The sequence below is a fragment of the Prosthecodimorpha hirschii genome (assembly GCF_001305515.1).
Taxonomy (GTDB): domain Bacteria; phylum Pseudomonadota; class Alphaproteobacteria; order Rhizobiales; family Ancalomicrobiaceae; genus Prosthecodimorpha; species Prosthecodimorpha hirschii.
Map to the genome: position 1 here is coordinate 3,556,447 of NZ_LJYW01000001.1, position 17,583 is coordinate 3,574,029.

Sequence of the window (17,583 nt, forward strand, 5' to 3'; positions counted from 1 at the left end):
AGGCCAAGATGGAGAAGTCGCTGTCGTTTCTGCGCGCGCGCGAGCAGACCCCGCAGCGGGCTCGACCGGATCGTCGGCCAGTCGCCACCGGTTCTGCAATTGAAGCAACGGATCCGGTTTCTGATCCAGGCCGAGCGCAGCGGCGACACGGCAGCCACCCAGCCCGGTCCGCCGGTGCTGATCCTTGCGCGAGCCGGCGCCGCTGATCGCGCCGGCAGGCCGACAGCCGGGCGATGCGGTCGGGCTGGTCGATGCCGAGCGTACGCTGATCGTGGAGGCGCTCCGGCAGCAGGGCGGCAACGTCACGCTGGCGGCGCGCCGCCTCGGGGTCTCGCGCGACACGCTGCGGTACCGGATGGACAAGTTCGCTCTGCGCCGATCCGATTTCGTCTGACCGCCGGACCGTCGGGTCCCCGGAGCGGAGCACGCCGGTCGGTCTTGGCGGGAGCCCGCCATGGGGCCCGCCATGGGGCAGCCGATCGGGGTCTCGACGCGGCCCGCGCCGTCCGGGTCCGCCGCACGACGTCGCGGCTCACGCGCCGCTCGCGCGCCTTCGCTGTCCACCCGGATGAGGATTTCGGCGCTCCCGGCGGCCAGGCCCGGTCCTCGATCGCGCCCGCCGTGCTGCCGGCGACCGGCCGATCGGGCCGGCGTCGTCGTCCGGGGGGCTCGAATGCGGCGGCGTCATTCGCCGCGCGGGAAGCGCTGTTTTTCCTCCAGCACGTTGAGGTCCATGTGGTTGCGCATGTAGCGCTCGGAGGCGCGCTGCAGCGGCTGGTAGTCCCACGGGAAATAGGCGCCGTTGCGCAGTGCGCCGTAGACGACCTGCCGGCGGGCCTGGCTGGCGCGCACCTGCGCGTCGAACCGGTCGAGATCCCAGCGTGCGGCCATTCTGCCGGCGAGGTCGGCCAGGATGCCGGCGCAGCCGGGATCGGCGGCGCGATTGACGGTCTCGTCGGGATCCTCGGCGAGATTGGTCAGAAGCGGCGGATCGGCCCTGCACAGCACGAGTTTCCACGGGCCGTCGCGCAGCGCGACCAGCGGGGCGATCGAGCCCTCCGCGGCATATTCCATCGGCACCGGCCCGCGCGTCGCCGTGCCGGCGGCGAGCCCGACCAGGGATTCGCCATCCGTCCAGGGGCGCAGGTCGTCGAGATCGATCCCGGCCAGCGCGGCGAGGGTCGGGACCACGTCGAGTGTCGAGACCGGCGTGTCGATCCGCCCCGGCGCGAGGTCCGCGGCGGCGATCATCAGCGGCACCCGGGCCGACCCTTCGAAGAAGTTCATCTTGAACCAGAGACCGCGCTCGCCGAGCATGTCGCCGTGATCGGACACGAACAGCACGATCGTGTCGTCGGTCATCCGGCCGCGATCGAGGATGTCGAGGATCTCGCCGATCTTCTCGTCGATGTAGGAGATGTTGGCGAAATAGGCGCGGCGCGAGCGCCGCACATCCTCCGGCGTGACGTTGCTGGCGGCATGGTCGCTCGCCAGCATCAACCGTTGCGAATGCGGATCCTGGTCTTCGAACGGGATCGGCGCGACGATGGGGTCGAGCGCCGGGCAATCGGCATAGAGATCCCAGAAGCGGCGCCGCGCCACGTAGGGGTCGTGCGGATGCGTGAAGCTGACGGTCAGGCACCAAGGCCGGCCGTCCTGCCGGCGCGACAGGTCGTAGAGCTTGCGCCCGGCATGGTAGGCGACCTCGTCGTCATATTCGAGCTGGTTGGTGATCTCGGCGACGCCCGCGCCGGTGACCGAACCGAGATTGTGGTACCACCAGTCGATCCGCTCGCCCGGTCGGCGATAGTCGGGCGTCCAGCCGAAGTCGGCGGGGTAGATGTCGGTGGTCAGCCGCTCCTCGAAGCCGTGCAACTGGTCGGGCCCGACGAAGTGCATCTTGCCGGAGAGTGCCGTGTGATACCCCGCCCGCCGCAGGTGATGGGCGAAGGTCGGCACGTCGGAGGCGAATTCGGCTGCATTGTCGTAGACGCCGGTCCGGCTCGGCAACTGACCGGACATGAAGGCGGCGCGCGCCGGCGCGCAAAGCGGGCTCGCCGTATAGGCATTGGCGAACCGGGTCGACCGGGCCGCCAGGGCCTTCAGATGCGGGGCGTGCAGGAAATCGGCCGGCCCATCCGGAAACAGGGTTCCGTTGAGCTGGTCGACCATGATGACAAGGAGATTCGGGCGGGGCTTCGCGGCAGACATCGGCATCGTCCTGACCAGGGTCGCACTGCCGCCGGCCCGGCGACCGGCGGCAGCGCGGCGTTCACAATCCGAGGGCCGCCTTGACGGCCGGCAGACCGGGGCGGCCATCAAGCGTGGTGACGCCCGCGAGCCAGGGGCCGAGCGCGTCCGGATGCTCCTTGATCCAGGCGCGCGCCGCCTGTCCGGCCTCCTGGCCCTGATCCAGGATCTTTCCCATCATGGCGTTCTCGGTGGCCAGGTCGAACTTCAGGTTCTTGAAGAAGGCCGCGGCATTCGGGCACTTGGCGGTCCAGCCGGTGCGGGCCAGGGTGCGCACTTCGGCACCGCCGAAATTGGGGCCGAAATACTCGTCGCCGCCGCTCAGATAGGTCAGCTTGAAGGCCTCGTTCATGGGATGCGGCGCCCAGGCCAGGAACACGACCCACTTCTTGCGGCCTTCCGAACGCTTCACCTGCGACAGCATCGCCTGCTCGCCGGATTCCACCAGCTTCCAGCCGGTCAGCCCGAAACTGCCGGCATTGATCATCTTCTGAATGTTCTGGTTGGCGGGCGCACCGGACTCGATGCCGTAGATCTCGCTGCCGAACTTCTCGGCATGCGCCGCCAGGTCCTTGAAATCCTTGACGCCGCCCTCGGCGACGTAGTTCGGCACCGCGAGCGTGAACTTGGCGCCGGAGAGGTTGGTCCCCACCACCTCAACGGCCTTGGCGGCGGTGAGATCGTCGATGAAGCGCTGCTGCGCCGGCATCCAGTTGCCGAGGAACACGTCGAGCTCGCCGTTCTTCATGGCCTGATAGCCGATCGGCACGGAGAGCGTCTTCACGTCGGGCTCGTAGCCGAGCGCCTTCAGAAGGGTCGATGCGATCGCATTGGTGGACGTGATGTCGGTCCAGCCGGGATCAGACATGCGGATGGGCTTGCAGGCGGGACTGTCGGCTGCGGTCGCGGGCAGGCTGGCCAGAACCGAAACGGCCGCGGCGAGGAGGAAGCGCTTCATCGGATCACCTCGGGTGTCGTTCGTGCTGCGGGATCGTGCGGCAGGACGATCGGCCCGTTCGCTCTGGGCGGCGTCTTGCTCGGAGAGACATCAAACAGCCAAATAGCCTATGCTGTGCAGAGGCCGAATTTGAATGATTGGCATAGAGTGGCTTTATGGCTGACTGTCCGCTGGATCTGGGCTGGATGCGCGTCTTCGAGGCGGTCGGCCGGCTCGGCAGCCTGACCGCTGCGGCCGGTGAACTGGGCCTGACCCAGCCGGCGGTCAGCTATGTCGTGCGCGCGCTCGAGGCGCAGGTCGGAACGGCGCTGATCGTCCGCCAGCACCGGGGCAGCAGTCTGACGCCCGCCGGCGCGGCCATGTACCGGGCCGTCGGCGTCGCGATCGCCCAGTTGCAAGGGGCGGCGCGGGAGATCCGCAACCTGCAGAGCCAGTCGGTCGTCCGGCTGTTCACCGACTACGGCTTCGCGTCGCTCTGGCTGATGCCGCGGGTCGCCGCCTTCAGGAAGGCCTGGCCCGAAGCGGACGTGCACATCGTCGCGTCGGCGTCGCTCGATCCCGGCCAGGCCGACGCGGTCGACCTGTCGATCCTGTTCGGCGCGCGCGCCGATTTCGGTCCCGCCGCGGTCCAACTGTTCGAGGAGGAGGTGGTGCCGGTCTGCAGCCCCGCCTTCGCTCTGCGGCATGGGCTGTCCGCCGCCGGGGAGGGGATCGCGGGACTGCCGCTGCTGCACCTCGACAGCACGCCGCGACCGCGTTGGTTCATCTGGCGCGACTGGCTCGCCGCGATGGCGATCGAACGCCGCCCGGGCCCCGCCGATCTCAGCCTCAGCACCTACGGGCTGGTCGTGCAGGCCGCGATGGCCGACCAGGGCATCGCGCTCGGCTGGACCTGTCTGATCGGCGATGCGCTGGCGGCCGGTTCCTTGGTGGCGGTCGGACCGCCGATCGTCCGTCCGCAAAGCGGCTACTGGATGGTGCCCGCGGCCAGCCTTTCGGCGCCGGCCGCAGCATTGGCGGCCTGGATGGTGCGGGAAGCCGGGACCGTTTCGTGACGTGCACGGTCGCGGAACCCGATCGCCGGGCCGGTCGCCCGACGACTCGGGCGGTCCTCTCCGGTGTCACAAGCCCAGGCGGTCCATGATGCGGCCGTGCCAGACCGCGGCGACGACGCCGAGCGGCCAGAAGCCGTGAAAGGCGATCGGCTTCGGCGGGACGATCGGAAGGTCGAGTTCGAAGCTGGAGCCGAGGCGCAGGCGGGCGGCGAGCTGTTCGGCGAGGGCCGTGCCGAGCGCGACCCCGCGACCGTTGCAGCCGAGATAGACCAGCAGTCCCTCGGCCGGTTCGTGGACATGGGGCCAGTGATCCTTGGTCACCGCAAGACGGCTGTTCCAACCGTGTGTCCAGCGCAAGGCGCCGAGTTCCGGCCACAGCTTCGTGGCCGCGTCGGTCAGATAGCGGACGGCGTCGGCCGAGGCGATCGGCGTCATCGGTCCGCGGCCGCCCATCAGAAGCCGTCCCCGGGCGTCGATCCGGTAATAGACGGTGATCCGGCCGCTCTCGTAGACGCTCGGTCGCCCGGCCATGATCGCCCGTGCCCGCTCCCCGAGCGGTTCCGTCGCCGCGATGGCGCTATAGACCGGAACGATGGTCTGCCGCAGGCCCGGCCACAGGTCGTCGGTGAAGCCGTTGGTGGCGATCAGGATCTTTTCGGCCGTCACGGTTCCGCGCGGCGTGGCGATGTCCCACCCGCCGGCCTTGCGCCGGATGCCCGTCGCCGGGGTGGCGCCATGGACCCTGGCCCCCGCGGCGATCGCCGCCCTGGCGAGGCCGCGCGAATAGGCGAGCGGATTGAGATTGCCGCCGCGGCGATCGAGCATGGCGCCGTGATAGGCCGGCGTTCCGGTCCGCCGGGCAGTTTCGGCGGCATCCAGATAGTCGACCGGCATCGACCGGGACAGGCACTGGCGCGCCGTCGCCTCGACGCCCACGCGCGCCTTGGCGCCGCGGGCGACCCGCAACGTCCCGCCGCGATGCGCCTCGCAGTCGATGCCGAGGCGCTCGATCAGCGCGAAGGTGCGGTTCGGGCTGTCCCAGGCGAATTCGACCATGCGCCGGCCACGTTCGGGTCCCCAGACCTGCTCGACGGTGTCGGGATCGAATTTGAGGCCGGGATTGACCTGTCCGCCATTGTTTCCCGATGCTCCCCAGCCCGGTTCCTGCGCCTCCAGGACGACCACATCGGTGCCGGCTTCCGCCAGATGCAGCGCCGTCGTGAGCCCGACGATGCCGCCGCCGATCACTGCCACCGAAGCGCGGCAGGATCCGTCGAGCGGCGGCGTGGCCGGAGCGGGCGGCGCGTCGAGCTGATAGACATTCGGGGGCAGGGGCTTCAGCATGATCTTGGTCAGGGTCCGGCGGCCGCGCGGGCGGCGGGGGTCACGAGGCTGGCGTCGAGATCGGCCGGGCTTCGGCAGCCGAGCAGACCGAGCGTGGCGTCCATCTCGCGGCGGAGGATGTCGAGCGCCTGCCGTGCGCCGGCCATGCCGGCCGCCGAGAGGCCGTAAAGGGGGGCGCGGCCGATCAGGACCGCGTCGGCCCCGAGCGCCATCAGCTTGAGGATGTCGGCGCCGCGGCGCACCCCGCTGTCGGCGAGCAGCGTCGCCCGGCCGGCGACGGCCTCGGCGATCGCCGGCAGGACCTGCAGCGGCGGCACCGCCGCATCGAGATTGCGGGCGCCGTGGCTGGAGACGACGATGCCGTCGACCCCGGCCGCCACGGCCCGGACGGCATCGTCCGGCCGCAGAACGCCCTTCAGGATCAGCCGGCCCGGCCAGCGGCGGCGCAGATCCCGGAGGTCGTCCCAGCCGAGCGTATCGGCGAGACGGACCTGCTCCCAGGTCGCCTTGCGGGTGATCTTCGAGCGGAATCCCGCCGGATAGTGGCGGTAGGTCGGCACGCCCTCGGCCAGGATGGTGCGCAGGAGCATTCCGAAGACCCATCGGGGATGCAGCAGTATGTCGATGCCGCCGCGCAGGGTCGCCCGGATCGGCACTTCGTAGCCGTTGCGCGTGTTGTATTCGCGGATCGGCAGGGCCGGCGTATCGACGGTCAGCACCAGCGTCTCGATCCCGGCCGCCCGGGCCCGGTCGACGAGCTGAAAGGACAGCGGCCGCTCGTGCCACATGTAGAGCTGGAACCACAGTTCGCCGGAACTGGCGGCGCGGATCCGCTCCATCTCGGTGATCGAACCGGTGGCGATGGTGAAGGGAATGCCGGCGGCTGCAGCCGCGCGGGCCAGTTCGATCTCGCCCTGGAAATGCACCAGGCCGGCGGCGGCGGTCGGGGCGATGACCAGCGGCAGGGCCTGCCGCCGGCCGAACAGCGTGGTCGAGAGATCGCGGCTGCCGACATCGACCAGGACGCGGGGATGAAAGACGAGATCGTCGAAGGCGCGGCGCAGCCGGGCGAGGCCGACTTCGTCCTCGGCGCCGCGGTCGACATAGTCGAAGATACCGCGCGGGAGGCGCCGCCGGGCCAGGGCGCGCAGGTCGTCAATGTTCAGGGCCCCGGTCGGCATGGCGTCAGGTTTCGGTCGCCGTCAGGAACAGCTTGCCGGGATTCATCCGGTTGTCCGGGTCGAGCAGGGTCTTGATCTGGCGCATCAGGGCCAACTCGTCCGGATTCTTGGTCCGGGCGAGGCGCTTGCGATAGGTCCGGCCGACACCGTGCTCGGCCGTGATCGAGCCGCCGAGCTCCATGGCGACATCGTCGATGATCACGTCGATGGCGTCGGAGGCCGCCTCGAATTCATCCGTGGTGGCGAAACGCTCGTGCGGGAACAGGACCACCACGTGGATGTTGCCGTCGCCGATATGGCCGACCATCATCACGTTGGCATCCGGATAGGCGGCGAGAATCCCGGCCTCGACGCGCCTGACGAAGTCCGGCTGCTCGGCGACCGGCACGGACGTGTCGTGCGACATGGTCTTGCCGGCCAGCTTGAATTCGCCGGTCACGCCATGGCGCAGCTTCCAGATGGCCTCCTCCTGGGCGAGGCTTGCGGCGATGGTCGCGTCGGAGACGAGGCCGGCCTCGAACGCGGCCGCCAGGAAGCCCTCCATGGCGGCGGCGAGCGGCGCATCCGGCTGGGAATCGCCGGCCTCCAGCAGGAGATACCAGGGCGCCTTGGCGGCGAAGGGCATGACCGTTCCGGCGACGTAGTGCAGCACGAAATCCATGTAGGACGAACCGATGATCTCGAAGCTCGAGATGCGTTCGCCGAACACCGCGCGGGCCCGGGCGAACAGCGTCAGCGCATCCTCGACCGAGGCGACCTGCATCAGCGCGATGGAACGGGTGCGGATCGCCGGGAAGAGCTTCAGGACCGCGGCCGTGACGATGCCGAGCGTGCCTTCCGCGCCGATGAAGAGCTGCTTCAGATCGTAGCCGGCATTGTCCTTGCGCAGCCGGCGCAGGCCGTCGAGCACGGTGCCGTCGGCCAGCACGACTTCGAGGCCGAGCACCAGCTGGCGCATGTTTCCGTAGCGCAGGACCGCGATGCCGCCGGCATTGGTCGAAATGTTGCCGCCGATCTGGCAGCTGCCCTCCGCGCCGAGGCTGAGCGGGAACAGCAGCCCATGCGCCGCCGCCTCGCCCTGGATGGCCTGCAGGATGCAGCCGGCTTCGACCGTGACGGTCTCCTCCGCCGGCGAAATCGCCCGGATGCGGTTCATCCGGTCGAGCCGGACGACGATTGTCGGGCGCGGTTCCAGCGGCGTCGCGCCGCCGCACAACCCGGTATTGCCGCCCTGCGGCACGATCGCCGCACCGGCCGCCGCGCAGGCCCTGGCCAGTTGCGCGACCTCCGCGGTCGAGCCCGGCCGCACCACGGCGAGCGCGCTGCCGTGGTAGCGCGCCCGGTGATCGGTCAGGAATCCGCCGGTGTCGACCGGATCCGTCAGCACGTAGCGCTCTCCGACGATCGACTTCAGTTCGGCCAGAAGGGCTTCGGACGTCACGGCTTCGGAGGGCATGATGCGGGACCGGAATGGGAACGGGGGAAGGGGATCCCGCCCCGGATGTCCCGGGGCAGGCCGCCGGATGCGATCAGGTGAGCATCCACTCCGCGTAGCGCTTCTGCATGGCGGTGTAGTTCTCGCCCCACCAGGCCGAGTTCACGACGACGTTCTTGCCGTTGGTGAGATCCGGCAGGAAGTCGCCGGACGGCGACTTGCGGACCTCTTCGATGGCCGCGACATTGTTCGGCAGGTAGTAGCCGCGCACCGACCAGGCGACCTGCCGATCGGCCCGCAGGCAGAAGTCGATGAAGCGCATCGCCGCTTCCTTGTTCTTCGTGCCCTTCGGGACGGCGAAATAATCGAGCGAGTTGACCGTCTGTTCGAACGAGAAGGCGAGCGCGGCGCCCGACTTCTGCGCGGACTTCACCCGGTTGTAGTAGCTGTAGGAGAAGTCGCCCTCGTTCTGGACCACCGCATTGACCTGGTCGGGCGTGGTCGCCGCCCATTTGGTGACGTGCTTCTTCATCCGGTCGAGGGCCCGGAAGGCGCGCTCGACATCGAGCGGATAGAGGTCCTTGGGCGCGACGCCGTCGGCGACGAGCGCCACTTCGAGCGTCTCGGAGGCGAGCGAGCGCATGACGCGGCGGCCCGGGAAGCGCTCGAAATCGTAGAAGCCGGCGAAATCGACCGGATGCTTGCCGTCCGGGGTGCGCTTCGCATCCCACAGGAGGCCGCCGCTGTAGAGATACATCGGCATGTAGTCGGGCGCCGGCTGCGAGACCAGCGCGCTCGGCTTGATGATCGCCATGTCGAGCGGCTCCCACAGCTTGTCGCGGGCACCCGAGGTGGCGAAGGCGGCGGGCGCGTCGATCACGTCCCACTGCACGGCATTGCCCAGCACCTGCGCCTTGACCTTGGCCATGTCGCCGTTGTCGACCAGCGTCACCTTGATGCCGGTCTCCGCCGTGAAGGGATCGGCGAAGACCTCCCGCACCGACTTGTTGTAGTCGCCGCCCCAGGAGGTGACCGTCAGCGTGGTGTCGGCGGCGGCCGAGCGGCCGGTGAAGACCGCCGGCGCGGCGATCAGGCCGAGGAGGCCGGCCGAACCGCCGCGCAGCAGGCCGCGGCGCGAAGTCGAGAACGTCATCTTGGTCATGGCAGCAGTCCTCTGCGGATGTCGGGATGGGATCGGCAGTCTGGGCCCGCTCGCCGGGATCACCCGGCGGGCGGTGCCGGCAGGAGCCGGCCGTGCTGGGGCAGCCAACCGGCTGCGACCTCGTGGCCGCGTTCGGCATCGACGCGGCCGGGCTGGTTCAATTCCTGGACGATGATCGTCGAGCCGTCGGCGCAGCGGACGAAATGGCGGACGACGCCGCCGAGCAGGATCGAATCCTCGATCCGGCCGGTGACATGGACCGTGTCGCCGCCGCGCTGCAGGGTCATGTTTTCCGGGCGCACCAGCAGCATGGCCTTCGCCCCGCGCTCGATCGGCCGATCCGGAGCGGGAACCGGGAAGGTGCCGAGCGCCGTCCTGAGCACCGGCGCGCCGTCCGGACCGGCCTCGAGCGTCCCGGCCAGGAGGTTGGAACTGCCGATGAATTCCGCCGAAAACACCGTCTCGGGCCGGAAATAGAGCGTGTCCGGCGTCCCCTGCTGCTCGATGCGACCGCCGTTCATCAGGACGATGCGGTCCGACATGGTCAGCGCTTCGTCCTGGTCGTGCGTCACATACAGCATGGTGATGCCGAGTTCGGCGTGCAGCCGCTTGATCTCCAGCTGCATTTGCTCGCGCAGCTTCTTGTCGAGCGCGCCGAGCGGCTCGTCCATCAGGATCAGGGCCGGATTGTAGACGATGCAGCGGGCCAGCGAGATGCGCTGCTGCTGGCCGCCGGACAGTTCCCGCGGCCGCCGGTTGGCGACATGACCGAGCTGGATCAGGTCGAGCACCGCGCCGACGCGGCGTCTGATTTCGGCCTTCGGCACCTTCCGGACCTGCAGCGGGAAGGCGATGTTCTCGAACACCGTCATGTGCGGCATCAGGGCATAGTTCTGAAACACCATGCCGAGGCCGCGCTGGTTGGTCGGCAGGGTGGTGGCGTCACGCCCGTCGATGACGATGCGCCCGGAACTCGGCGCGACCATGCCGGCGATCAGGTTGAGCAGCGTCGACTTGCCCGAGCCGGAGGGGCCGAGCAGGGTGACGAACTCGCCCTTGGCGATGGTCAGATCGACCGGGTGCAGGGCGTCGACATCGGCATAGCGCTTGCTGACGCCCTGCAATTCGACCATGGCCGGAGCGGTGGTGACGGTCATGACGAGGCCTCGGTCTTGCGCTGCAGGGCGATGATGCCGAGCGCAATCAGCAGCGACAGCACGGTGAGCAGGGTGGAGACGGCGGCCAGCACCGGCGTCAGCTCCCAGCGGATGGAACTGAACATCTTCACCGGCAGCGTCATGGTCTGCGTGCCGGTGAGGAAATAGGCGACGACGACCTCGTCGAGCGACATCAGGAAGGCGAACAGGGCGCCGACCGCGATCGCGGCTTTCAATTGCGGCAGCACGACGCGGAAAAAGATCGTGACGCGCGACGCGCCCATGATCGCCGCGACGGTCTCCAGGGCGATGTCCGAATGCTTCAGGCCGGACAGGACCGAGACCATGATGTAGGGCGTGGTCAGCATGATGTGGGCGAGGATGATGCCGGCCGTGGTGTCGAGCAGGCCCCAGCTCGAGAATTGCAGATAGAGACCGAGGCCGAGCACGATCACCGGAACCAGCATCGGCATCATGAACAGGCCCTGCAGGCCGCGGCGGCCGGGCAGGCGCGAGCGCGCCAACGCATAGGCGGCCGGAACCGCGAGCAGCAGCGTCAGCAGCGTGGTCGCCACGGCGACGAGCAGGCTCTGCACCATCGAGCCCCACCAGGCCGGATCGGTGAAGAACTGGCGGTAGAGGTCGAGCGTCAGTTGGCGCGGCGGAAATTCGATCTGGCCGGGATTGCCGAACGAGATCGGGATGACGATCAGGCTGGGCACCAGCAGGAACAGGTAGCACAGCCAGGCGAGCGTCGAGGTGATGCGGCGCGCGGCGCGGCTCGATCCGAACAGCTCGTTCATGCGCCGGCTTCCGAAAGGCCGGCTGCGCCGCGCACGCGGCCGAGCAGGGCGACGAGCAGGCCGGACAGCACCAGCAGCACGACGGCGGTGGCCGAGGCGGCGGTCCAGTCGAGCGTCTGGCGGGTGTAGAAGTCGACCAGATTGGCGACCATCATGTCCTGGCGCCCGCCGAGCAGGGCCGGCGTGATGTACATGCCGATCGACAGCGTGACGTTGATCAGGATGCCGGCGATCATGCCCGGCATGGAAAGCGGCAGGGTGATGCGCCAGAAGATGCGCAGCGGTCCGGCCCCCATGGTCTCGGCGGCCAGGATCAGGCGCCGGTCGAGCGAAAGCAGGCTGCCGAGGATCGACAGGATCATGAACGGCAGCAGGAAGTTCAGCATGCCGAGGATGACGCCGACGCGGTTGAACATCATCGGCAGCTTGATGGCGCCGCCGCTCAGGAAACCGAGCAACTGGTTGACGAGGCCCTGGTTGCCGAACACCGCCACCAGGGCGAAGCTCTTGACGAGGATGCTGGTCCAGAAGGGCAGCATGACCATGATCAGGTAGGCGGTGCGCCGGGTCGGCGGCTGGGCGGCGAGATGCATGGCGACCGGGTAGCCGATGACGAGGCTCATCAGCGTGCCGCCGATCGCGATCTCGAAGGTGTTGCGCAGGACCTTGAGGAACAGCGTGCTCTGGGCGAGGTCCGCATAGGCGGAGAGCGTGAAGCCGCCATTGTTGACGCTCGTCCAGACGGTCACGCCCAGCGGATAGAGCAGGATCGCCGCCATCAGCACCGTCAGCGGGGCCAGCAGCAGGAGCGCCGTCCCGGGACCGAGATCCGATGCTGAAGTGGATGAGGCCACGGTCGGCGCGTCCTTCGAAAATCGGGTCCGGGCGACCTGCCGGGAGTGCCGGTCGGTGCCGGGATCTGGCCGGCCCTGGCATCGGCCGGTGCGTCGGGGGACCCGGGATGTCCTGCCGAAATATGGCAGAGCGATTTTCGAAGCGCAATGCGGGATTTCAAAATTCTGAAATCAGGCCGGAGGAATGTCCGCATTCACCCAGAACACGGTGGCCGGGCGGGGGCCGGCATTGGCGAAGGAGTGTGGCTTCTGGCTGGAGAAGGCGAAGCAGTCGCCTTCGTTCAGGCTGAAGGTCTCGCCGTCGATCTGCAGCTCGAGCGAGCCGGCCAGCAGGAAGCCGATCTCCTCGCCCTTGTGCGAATAGGGCTGCGCGCCGGAGTTGCATCCGGGCTGGATGACCATGAAGAAGCCGCGCAACCGGTCGCTCGCCGCCGGAGAGGCGATGTCCTTGCGGATGCCGTTGAGGTCGAGCAGGCGGGATCGCTGTCCGGCCCTGACGATATAGCGGCTTTCGGCACTTGGAACAGGCATTTGGGACGGATCGATCAGCCATGCCGGCATCACCCCGAGGGCGTTGGCGACGGTATAGACCGTGCGCACGGTCGGCGAGACCAGGCCGCGTTCGAGCTGGGACAGCGTCCCGATCGAGACGCCGGTGGCCTTGCCGAGATCGGCCAGCGTCATGCCGGCCTTCAACCGCAGATCGCGAATGCGCTGACCCAGCTTCAGCGATTCCTCGTCCGGATTGGGCGTCGTGGGAGACATGCGGGCGGCGGTGTCGGGGATCGTCATGGGCGCCATGAGGTTGGGAAATCCGAAGTCGTCCGGCCACGAAGCCGCCCCGTCGGGCGGGCTTGCACGGTTTGGGAGGATAGCGTTGCGGCGCCGACCTGCCAATTCATTTTTCAGAAATCCAAAAATTCGAGTGGTACCCCTCTGGCGAACAGCCTATCATATTCCCTGTCCGGCTTCGGCCATCCTTTCCGGGAACCGTCCACATGTCCGCTCCGATCGACTGGCGCCAACGGGCCGCCGCGCTCACCCTCAACGGTCAGGCCTTCGTCGGCGGCCGCTATGTACCGTCCCGGTCCGGCGAGACCTTCGAATGCATCAATCCGGCGACCGGCCAGGTTCTGGTCGCGGTGGCGGCCTGCGATCAGGCGGATGTCGATCATGCGGTTGCGGTCGCGCGGGCGGCATTCGTGTCGGGCGTGTGGTCCCGGATGGCGCCGCGCGAGCGCAAGAAGCGGCTGAAGGCCTTCGCGGATCTGATCGCGCGCCACACCGAGGAACTGGCGCTGCTGGAGACGCTCGACATGGGCAAGCCGATTCGCGACAGCCTCGCGGTCGACCTGCCGCTCTCCGCGCAGTGCATCGACTGGTATGCCGAGGCGATCGACAAGATCTACGACGAGATCGCCCCGACGCCGCCGACCGCGATTTCGCTGATCCGCCGCGAGCCGCTCGGCGTGGTGGCGGCCGTCGTGCCGTGGAACTTCCCGCTCCTGATGGCCGCGTGGAAGCTCGGGCCGATCCTGGCGGCCGGCAATTCGGTCATCCTGAAGCCGGCCGAGCAGTCGTCGCTGACGGCGATCCGGCTCGGCGCCCTGGCCAGCGAGGCCGGCATCCCGGACGGCGTCTTCAACGTGCTGCCGGGCTTCGGCGAGACCGCCGGCCGGGCGCTCGGCCTGCATATGGACGTCGATGCGGTCGCCTTCACCGGCTCGACCGAAGTCGGCAAGTATTTCCTTCAATATTCCGGCCAGTCCAACATGAAGCGGGTCGGCCTGGAATGCGGCGGCAAGAGCCCGAACATCATCCTGGCCGATGCACCCGATCTGGACGAGGCCGCAACGGCCGCCGCCTGGGGCATCTTCTACAATCAGGGCGAGGTCTGCAATGCCGGTTCGCGCCTGATCGTCGAAGCCTCGGTCAAGGACCGGATCGTCGAGAAGGTGATCGAGGTCGGCAGCGCCATCAAGGTCGGCGACCCGCTCGATGCCGCGACCGAGATGGGCGCCATGGTCGACGCGCGCCAGACCGAGCGGGTGATGGGCTATATCGAGAAGGGCCTCGCCGAAGGCGCCACGCTCAGGCTCGGCGGCAAGCGCGTCGCCGCGCCGGGCTGCTTCATCGAAACGACCCTGTTCGACGACGTGACCAACGACATGACCATCGCGCGCGAGGAGATTTTCGGCCCGGTGCTGGCGACGATCGCCGCCAGGGACATCGACGACGCGATCCGGATCGGCAACGACACCACCTACGGCCTCGCCGCCGCGGTCTGGACGCGCGACATCAACAAGGCCTTCAAGGCGTCCTCGGCCCTGCGCGCCGGCGTCGTCTGGGTCAACTGTTTCGACCACGGCGATATCTCCTCGCCCTTCGGCGGCTTCAAGCAGTCCGGCTTCGGACGCGACAAGTCGCTGCACGCGCTGGAGAAATATACCGAGCTCAAGGCGACCTGGATCCATCTCGGCAAGTGAGGCCGCCCATGGCAGAGTTGATGTTTCGCGGCCTCATCCCCGCCTTTCCGACGCCGCTCGCGGCCGACGGCTCGCTCGACGAGGACGGCCTCGCCCGCATCGTCGAGTTCCAGATCGCCCGCGGCGTTTCCGGCCTGGTCCCGCTCGGTGGCACCGGCGAGGCGACGTCGTTCGATCTGGCCACGCGCCGCCGGATCATGGAGGTGACGGTCTCGGCGGCCGCTAGGCGCGTGCCGGTGATCGGCGGCGTTCTCGACCCCGGCCGCGGCGGTGCGCTCGACACCGCGCGCCTCTGCCGCGAAGCCGGGGCGGACGGCCTGATGGTGATCGCGCCCTACTATGCCCGCCCCGACCAGGAGGGCGTGCTGCGCTATTTCCGTTCCCTGGCGCCCGAACTGAAGCTCCCGGTGATCTATTACGACAACCCGTACCGCACCCATCTGGTGACCGCGCCCGAGACGATCGCGCGCATGGAGGCGGAAGGGCTGATCGTCGGCATGAAGGCGTCGAACACCGACCTCTATCATTTCGCCCAGGTCGCCGACCGGGTCAGCGACCGCTTCTGCCTGCTCTCCGGCCAGGACACGCTCTTCGTCGAGCAGGCCATGCTCGGGGCGAAGGGCGGCGTCCTGACCTCCGCCGCGCTGGTCCCGGGCCGCTGGGCGGAGATCCTGCGGCTCGTCGAGGCCGGTCGCGTGCCGGAGGCGCTGGCCCTGCAGCGCGGGCTGCATCCGCTGATGGACGCCCTGTTTGCCGAGCAGTTTCCCGAAGGCGTCCGCCGCGCCTTCGCGATGATCGGCCTGCCGATCGGTGCGTCCCTTCCTCCCGTCACGGCCCTGCCCCAGGCTGCGGAACACCGGCTGGCCGCGGCGATCGATGCGCTCGTCGCCGACGGAACGCTCATCGGCGCCGGGGTATAGCAGGCGGCTGGAGACCGCGTCGGCGCGCGATCGGATGCGGGCAAATTGAACTCAGCCATCCCCGCGCTTGTCCCGGGGACCCAGACTTCCAAACGGCTTTGCCGTCGCACCGGTTCCCCGGGACAAGCCCGGGGATGGCAGAATGGCGGGTCCGGAGTGCTTTTCAGCCTTCTGCCAGCAAGGTCCGGTCGGCGCCATGCGTTCTGATCGGAAAGCGCGTGTGGACCGGGACCTACCGAGTACCGTCCGCGGCCCCAGCTCGGATAGCATCGCGGCCGGGCGGCCGCTCATCCTTCCGGCGGGAACTGGACGTCCAGAAGCATCGGCCCGGGATGCGCGAGGGCGCGCTTCAGCGTCGCCGCGAGTTGTTCCAGCGTTGCCGCAGGTTCGGCCGCGACGCCGAAGCCGCGGGCGATGCCGCACCAGTCGATCGCCGGCCGATCGAGGCTCATCATGTCGCGCGCGGTCGGGCCGGGTTCGGCACCGACCTTGGCATATTCGCCGAGCAGGATCGCGTAGGCCCGATTGTTCAGGAGCAGGGTGGTCACCGGCAGGTTCTCGCGCGCCTGCGTCCAGAGCGCCTGGACCGTATAGGCGGCCGAGCCGTCCGCCTGCAGGGTGACGACCCGGCGGTCGGACCGTCCGTCCGCACGCGCCCCGATCGCCGCGCCGGTCGCCAGCGGCAGGCCGCCGCCGATCGCGCCGCCGGTCACGGTCATCCAGTCGCAGGGCGCGGCGTGCGGCATGACCGCCGCGAAACCGCCGCCCAGCGTGATCGCCTCGTTGATCACGATCGCATCCGCCGGCAGAGCGTCGGCGACCACCGCGGCGAAGCCGGCCGACGTGATCGGGCCGGACGGTTCGGGGGCGGACCCGACGGGCGGCACCGGAACCGACGCCGGCCCGACGCCGAGTTCGGAGGCCAGCGCATGCAGCGCCGCTGCGGCGTCCTGGTCCTCGCGCGACAGCACGACCACGTCGGCATCCGGCCGGTGCAGCAGGCTGCGCCGGCCGGGATAGAGGAAGAAGCCGGTCGGCGGCGGGCAGTTGACCAGCACCACGATATCGAACGGATCGAGGCGTGCGATCGCATCGTCGACCGGATAGGGTACCGCCGGCAGGACCAGACGGCCGCGGCCGCGCGGCTGGCGGGCGATGGTCGAACTGCCCATCAGCGTGGCGCCGGTCGCCGCTGCCAGCCCGGCGAGGAGCGGATGCAGATCCGCCGCCACCGCCGGCGTGCCGAGAATGATCACCGCCCGGCGCCCCGAACGCAGGGCGCGCGCGGTCCGGCCGATCATGCCGGGATCGGGCGCGCGCGGCGGTCGCGACGGGGCGGGGCGGGCGGAGACGCCGCCCGTGCTCCAGGAGATGTCGGCGGGCAGCACCAGCGCGGCGACCTGGCCGTAGCCGTCGCCGGCCGCCTCGACGGCGCGGGCGGCGTCGATGCCGATCCGCTCGGGCGCGGTCGAGAAGGCGTGCCATTCGGCGGTCGCCCCGACCAGCGCATCGACATCCGCCGTCAACGGGCTGTCATGGGCGACATGCGCGACGGCATGGTCGCCGACGATGTTGACGACGCCGCTGCCGGCGCGGCGGGCATTGTGCAGGTTGGCGATGCCGTTCGCATAGCCCGGGCCGCAATGCAGCAGGGTCGCGGCGGGCCGGCCGGTCACCCGGAAATAGCCGTCGGCCATCCCGGTCACGACATTCTCCTGCAGCCCCAGCACGCAGCGGATGCCCGGGATCCGATCCAGGGCGGCGACGAAATGCATCTCGCTGGTGCCCGGATTGGCGAAGCAGGTGTCGACCCCACCCGCGATCAGGGTGTGGACGAGCGCCTCGGCCCCGGTCTGCGCCCGGCCGGACGGTTCCTCTGCCATGGCCTTCTCTCCTTATGGGTTCTGGCCCGGATGAAACCTCGGATGTCGCCCGCCGGCCTGGACCCTGCCCTGGGGGCTCCGGCGACCAAGACGAA

Annotated in this window: 15 protein-coding genes; 4 read left to right on the forward strand and 11 right to left on the reverse strand. The window is 69.2% G+C overall.

Annotation, left to right across the window (positions count from 1 at the left end; translation table 11 throughout):
- Window positions 1-184: 184 nt before the first annotated feature.
- Window positions 185-394, forward strand: a complete 210-nt coding sequence (locus ABB55_RS15540) for a helix-turn-helix domain-containing protein (protein ID WP_054359620.1) — start codon at window positions 185-187, stop codon at window positions 392-394.
- Between the two features lie 290 nt (window positions 395-684).
- Here ABB55_RS15540 and betC read toward each other — a convergent pair whose 3' ends face one another.
- Both betC and ABB55_RS15550 read right to left on the reverse strand, forming a co-directional pair.
- Entirely contained in the window at window positions 685-2,211 is a 1,527-nt protein-coding gene (gene betC / locus ABB55_RS15545; protein ID WP_054359621.1) for a choline-sulfatase, read from the reverse strand.
- A 61-nt stretch (window positions 2,212-2,272) separates the two neighbouring features.
- Window positions 2,273-3,208, reverse strand: a complete 936-nt coding sequence (locus ABB55_RS15550; protein ID WP_054359622.1) for a choline ABC transporter substrate-binding protein — start codon at window positions 3,206-3,208, stop codon at window positions 2,273-2,275.
- 155 nt (window positions 3,209-3,363) lie between these two features.
- Between ABB55_RS15550 and ABB55_RS15555 the strand changes: the two genes are divergently transcribed.
- On the forward strand, window positions 3,364-4,263 hold the full coding sequence (locus ABB55_RS15555; RefSeq protein WP_054359623.1) for a LysR substrate-binding domain-containing protein: 900 nt from the start codon (window positions 3,364-3,366) through the stop codon (window positions 4,261-4,263).
- Between the two features lie 66 nt (window positions 4,264-4,329).
- Here the strand turns inward: ABB55_RS15555 and ABB55_RS15560 are convergent, their stop codons facing one another.
- From ABB55_RS15560 to ABB55_RS15595, 8 genes are all read right to left on the reverse strand, one after another.
- Window positions 4,330-5,607 carry an NAD(P)/FAD-dependent oxidoreductase gene (locus tag ABB55_RS15560; protein ID WP_054359624.1) on the reverse strand — a complete coding sequence of 426 codons (1,278 nt, stop codon included), beginning with the start codon at window positions 5,605-5,607 and terminating at the stop codon, window positions 4,330-4,332.
- An 8-nt stretch (window positions 5,608-5,615) separates the two neighbouring features.
- On the reverse strand, window positions 5,616-6,788 hold the full coding sequence (locus tag ABB55_RS15565; protein WP_054359625.1) for an alpha-hydroxy acid oxidase: 1,173 nt from the start codon (window positions 6,786-6,788) through the stop codon (window positions 5,616-5,618).
- Window positions 6,789-6,792: 4 nt separating this feature from the next.
- Window positions 6,793-8,244 (reverse strand): FAD-binding oxidoreductase, encoded by a 1,452-nt coding sequence (locus tag ABB55_RS15570; RefSeq protein ID WP_054359626.1) that lies wholly within the window; start codon window positions 8,242-8,244, stop codon window positions 6,793-6,795.
- Between the two features lie 73 nt (window positions 8,245-8,317).
- A complete protein-coding gene (locus ABB55_RS15575; RefSeq protein WP_054359627.1) occupies window positions 8,318-9,385 on the reverse strand; it encodes a polyamine ABC transporter substrate-binding protein in 1,068 nt (355 codons plus the stop codon).
- A gap of 59 nt (window positions 9,386-9,444) precedes the next feature.
- Window positions 9,445-10,542 carry an ABC transporter ATP-binding protein gene (locus ABB55_RS15580; RefSeq protein WP_054359628.1) on the reverse strand — a complete coding sequence of 366 codons (1,098 nt, stop codon included), beginning with the start codon at window positions 10,540-10,542 and terminating at the stop codon, window positions 9,445-9,447.
- Window positions 10,539-11,345, reverse strand: a complete 807-nt coding sequence (locus ABB55_RS15585) for an ABC transporter permease (protein ID WP_054359629.1) — start codon at window positions 11,343-11,345, stop codon at window positions 10,539-10,541. The genes ABB55_RS15580 and ABB55_RS15585 overlap by 4 nt, the downstream gene beginning before the upstream one ends.
- Window positions 11,342-12,199, reverse strand: a complete 858-nt coding sequence (locus ABB55_RS15590; RefSeq protein ID WP_244472048.1) for an ABC transporter permease — start codon at window positions 12,197-12,199, stop codon at window positions 11,342-11,344. The genes ABB55_RS15585 and ABB55_RS15590 overlap by 4 nt, the downstream gene beginning before the upstream one ends.
- A gap of 171 nt (window positions 12,200-12,370) precedes the next feature.
- A complete protein-coding gene (locus ABB55_RS15595) occupies window positions 12,371-13,000 on the reverse strand; it encodes a helix-turn-helix domain-containing protein (protein WP_054359630.1) in 630 nt (209 codons plus the stop codon).
- A gap of 197 nt (window positions 13,001-13,197) precedes the next feature.
- On the opposite strand from ABB55_RS15595, the gene ABB55_RS15600 reads away from it, so the two are divergent.
- Window positions 13,198-14,685, forward strand: a complete 1,488-nt coding sequence (locus ABB55_RS15600; RefSeq protein WP_054359631.1) for an aldehyde dehydrogenase — start codon at window positions 13,198-13,200, stop codon at window positions 14,683-14,685.
- An 8-nt stretch (window positions 14,686-14,693) separates the two neighbouring features.
- On the forward strand, window positions 14,694-15,605 hold the full coding sequence (locus ABB55_RS15605; protein WP_054359632.1) for a dihydrodipicolinate synthase family protein: 912 nt from the start codon (window positions 14,694-14,696) through the stop codon (window positions 15,603-15,605).
- Window positions 15,606-15,892: 287 nt separating this feature from the next.
- On the opposite strand, the gene ABB55_RS15610 is transcribed toward ABB55_RS15605, so the two are convergent.
- Complete coding sequence (locus ABB55_RS15610; RefSeq protein WP_054359633.1) at window positions 15,893-17,488, reverse strand: acetolactate synthase large subunit; 1,596 nt, start codon at window positions 17,486-17,488, stop codon at window positions 15,893-15,895.
- Window positions 17,489-17,583 lie beyond the last annotated feature (95 nt).

Coding starts and splice junctions, on each gene's coding strand:
- betC (WP_054359621.1), bottom strand. CDS start 2,211: ATGTCTGCCGCGAAGCCCCGCCCGAATCTCCTTGTCATCATGGTCGAC.
- ABB55_RS15550 (WP_054359622.1), bottom strand. CDS start 3,208: ATGAAGCGCTTCCTCCTCGCCGCGGCCGTTTCGGTTCTGGCCAGCCTG.
- ABB55_RS15555 (WP_054359623.1), top strand. CDS start 3,364: ATGGCTGACTGTCCGCTGGATCTGGGCTGGATGCGCGTCTTCGAGGCG.
- ABB55_RS15560 (WP_054359624.1), bottom strand. CDS start 5,607: ATGCTGAAGCCCCTGCCCCCGAATGTCTATCAGCTCGACGCGCCGCCC.
- ABB55_RS15565 (WP_054359625.1), bottom strand. CDS start 6,788: ATGCCGACCGGGGCCCTGAACATTGACGACCTGCGCGCCCTGGCCCGG.
- ABB55_RS15570 (WP_054359626.1), bottom strand. CDS start 8,244: ATGCCCTCCGAAGCCGTGACGTCCGAAGCCCTTCTGGCCGAACTGAAG.
- ABB55_RS15575 (WP_054359627.1), bottom strand. CDS start 9,385: ATGACCAAGATGACGTTCTCGACTTCGCGCCGCGGCCTGCTGCGCGGC.
- ABB55_RS15580 (WP_054359628.1), bottom strand. CDS start 10,542: ATGACCGTCACCACCGCTCCGGCCATGGTCGAATTGCAGGGCGTCAGC.
- ABB55_RS15585 (WP_054359629.1), bottom strand. CDS start 11,345: ATGAACGAGCTGTTCGGATCGAGCCGCGCCGCGCGCCGCATCACCTCG.
- ABB55_RS15595 (WP_054359630.1), bottom strand. CDS start 13,000: ATGGCGCCCATGACGATCCCCGACACCGCCGCCCGCATGTCTCCCACG.
- ABB55_RS15600 (WP_054359631.1), top strand. CDS start 13,198: ATGTCCGCTCCGATCGACTGGCGCCAACGGGCCGCCGCGCTCACCCTC.
- ABB55_RS15605 (WP_054359632.1), top strand. CDS start 14,694: ATGGCAGAGTTGATGTTTCGCGGCCTCATCCCCGCCTTTCCGACGCCG.
- ABB55_RS15610 (WP_054359633.1), bottom strand. CDS start 17,488: ATGGCAGAGGAACCGTCCGGCCGGGCGCAGACCGGGGCCGAGGCGCTC.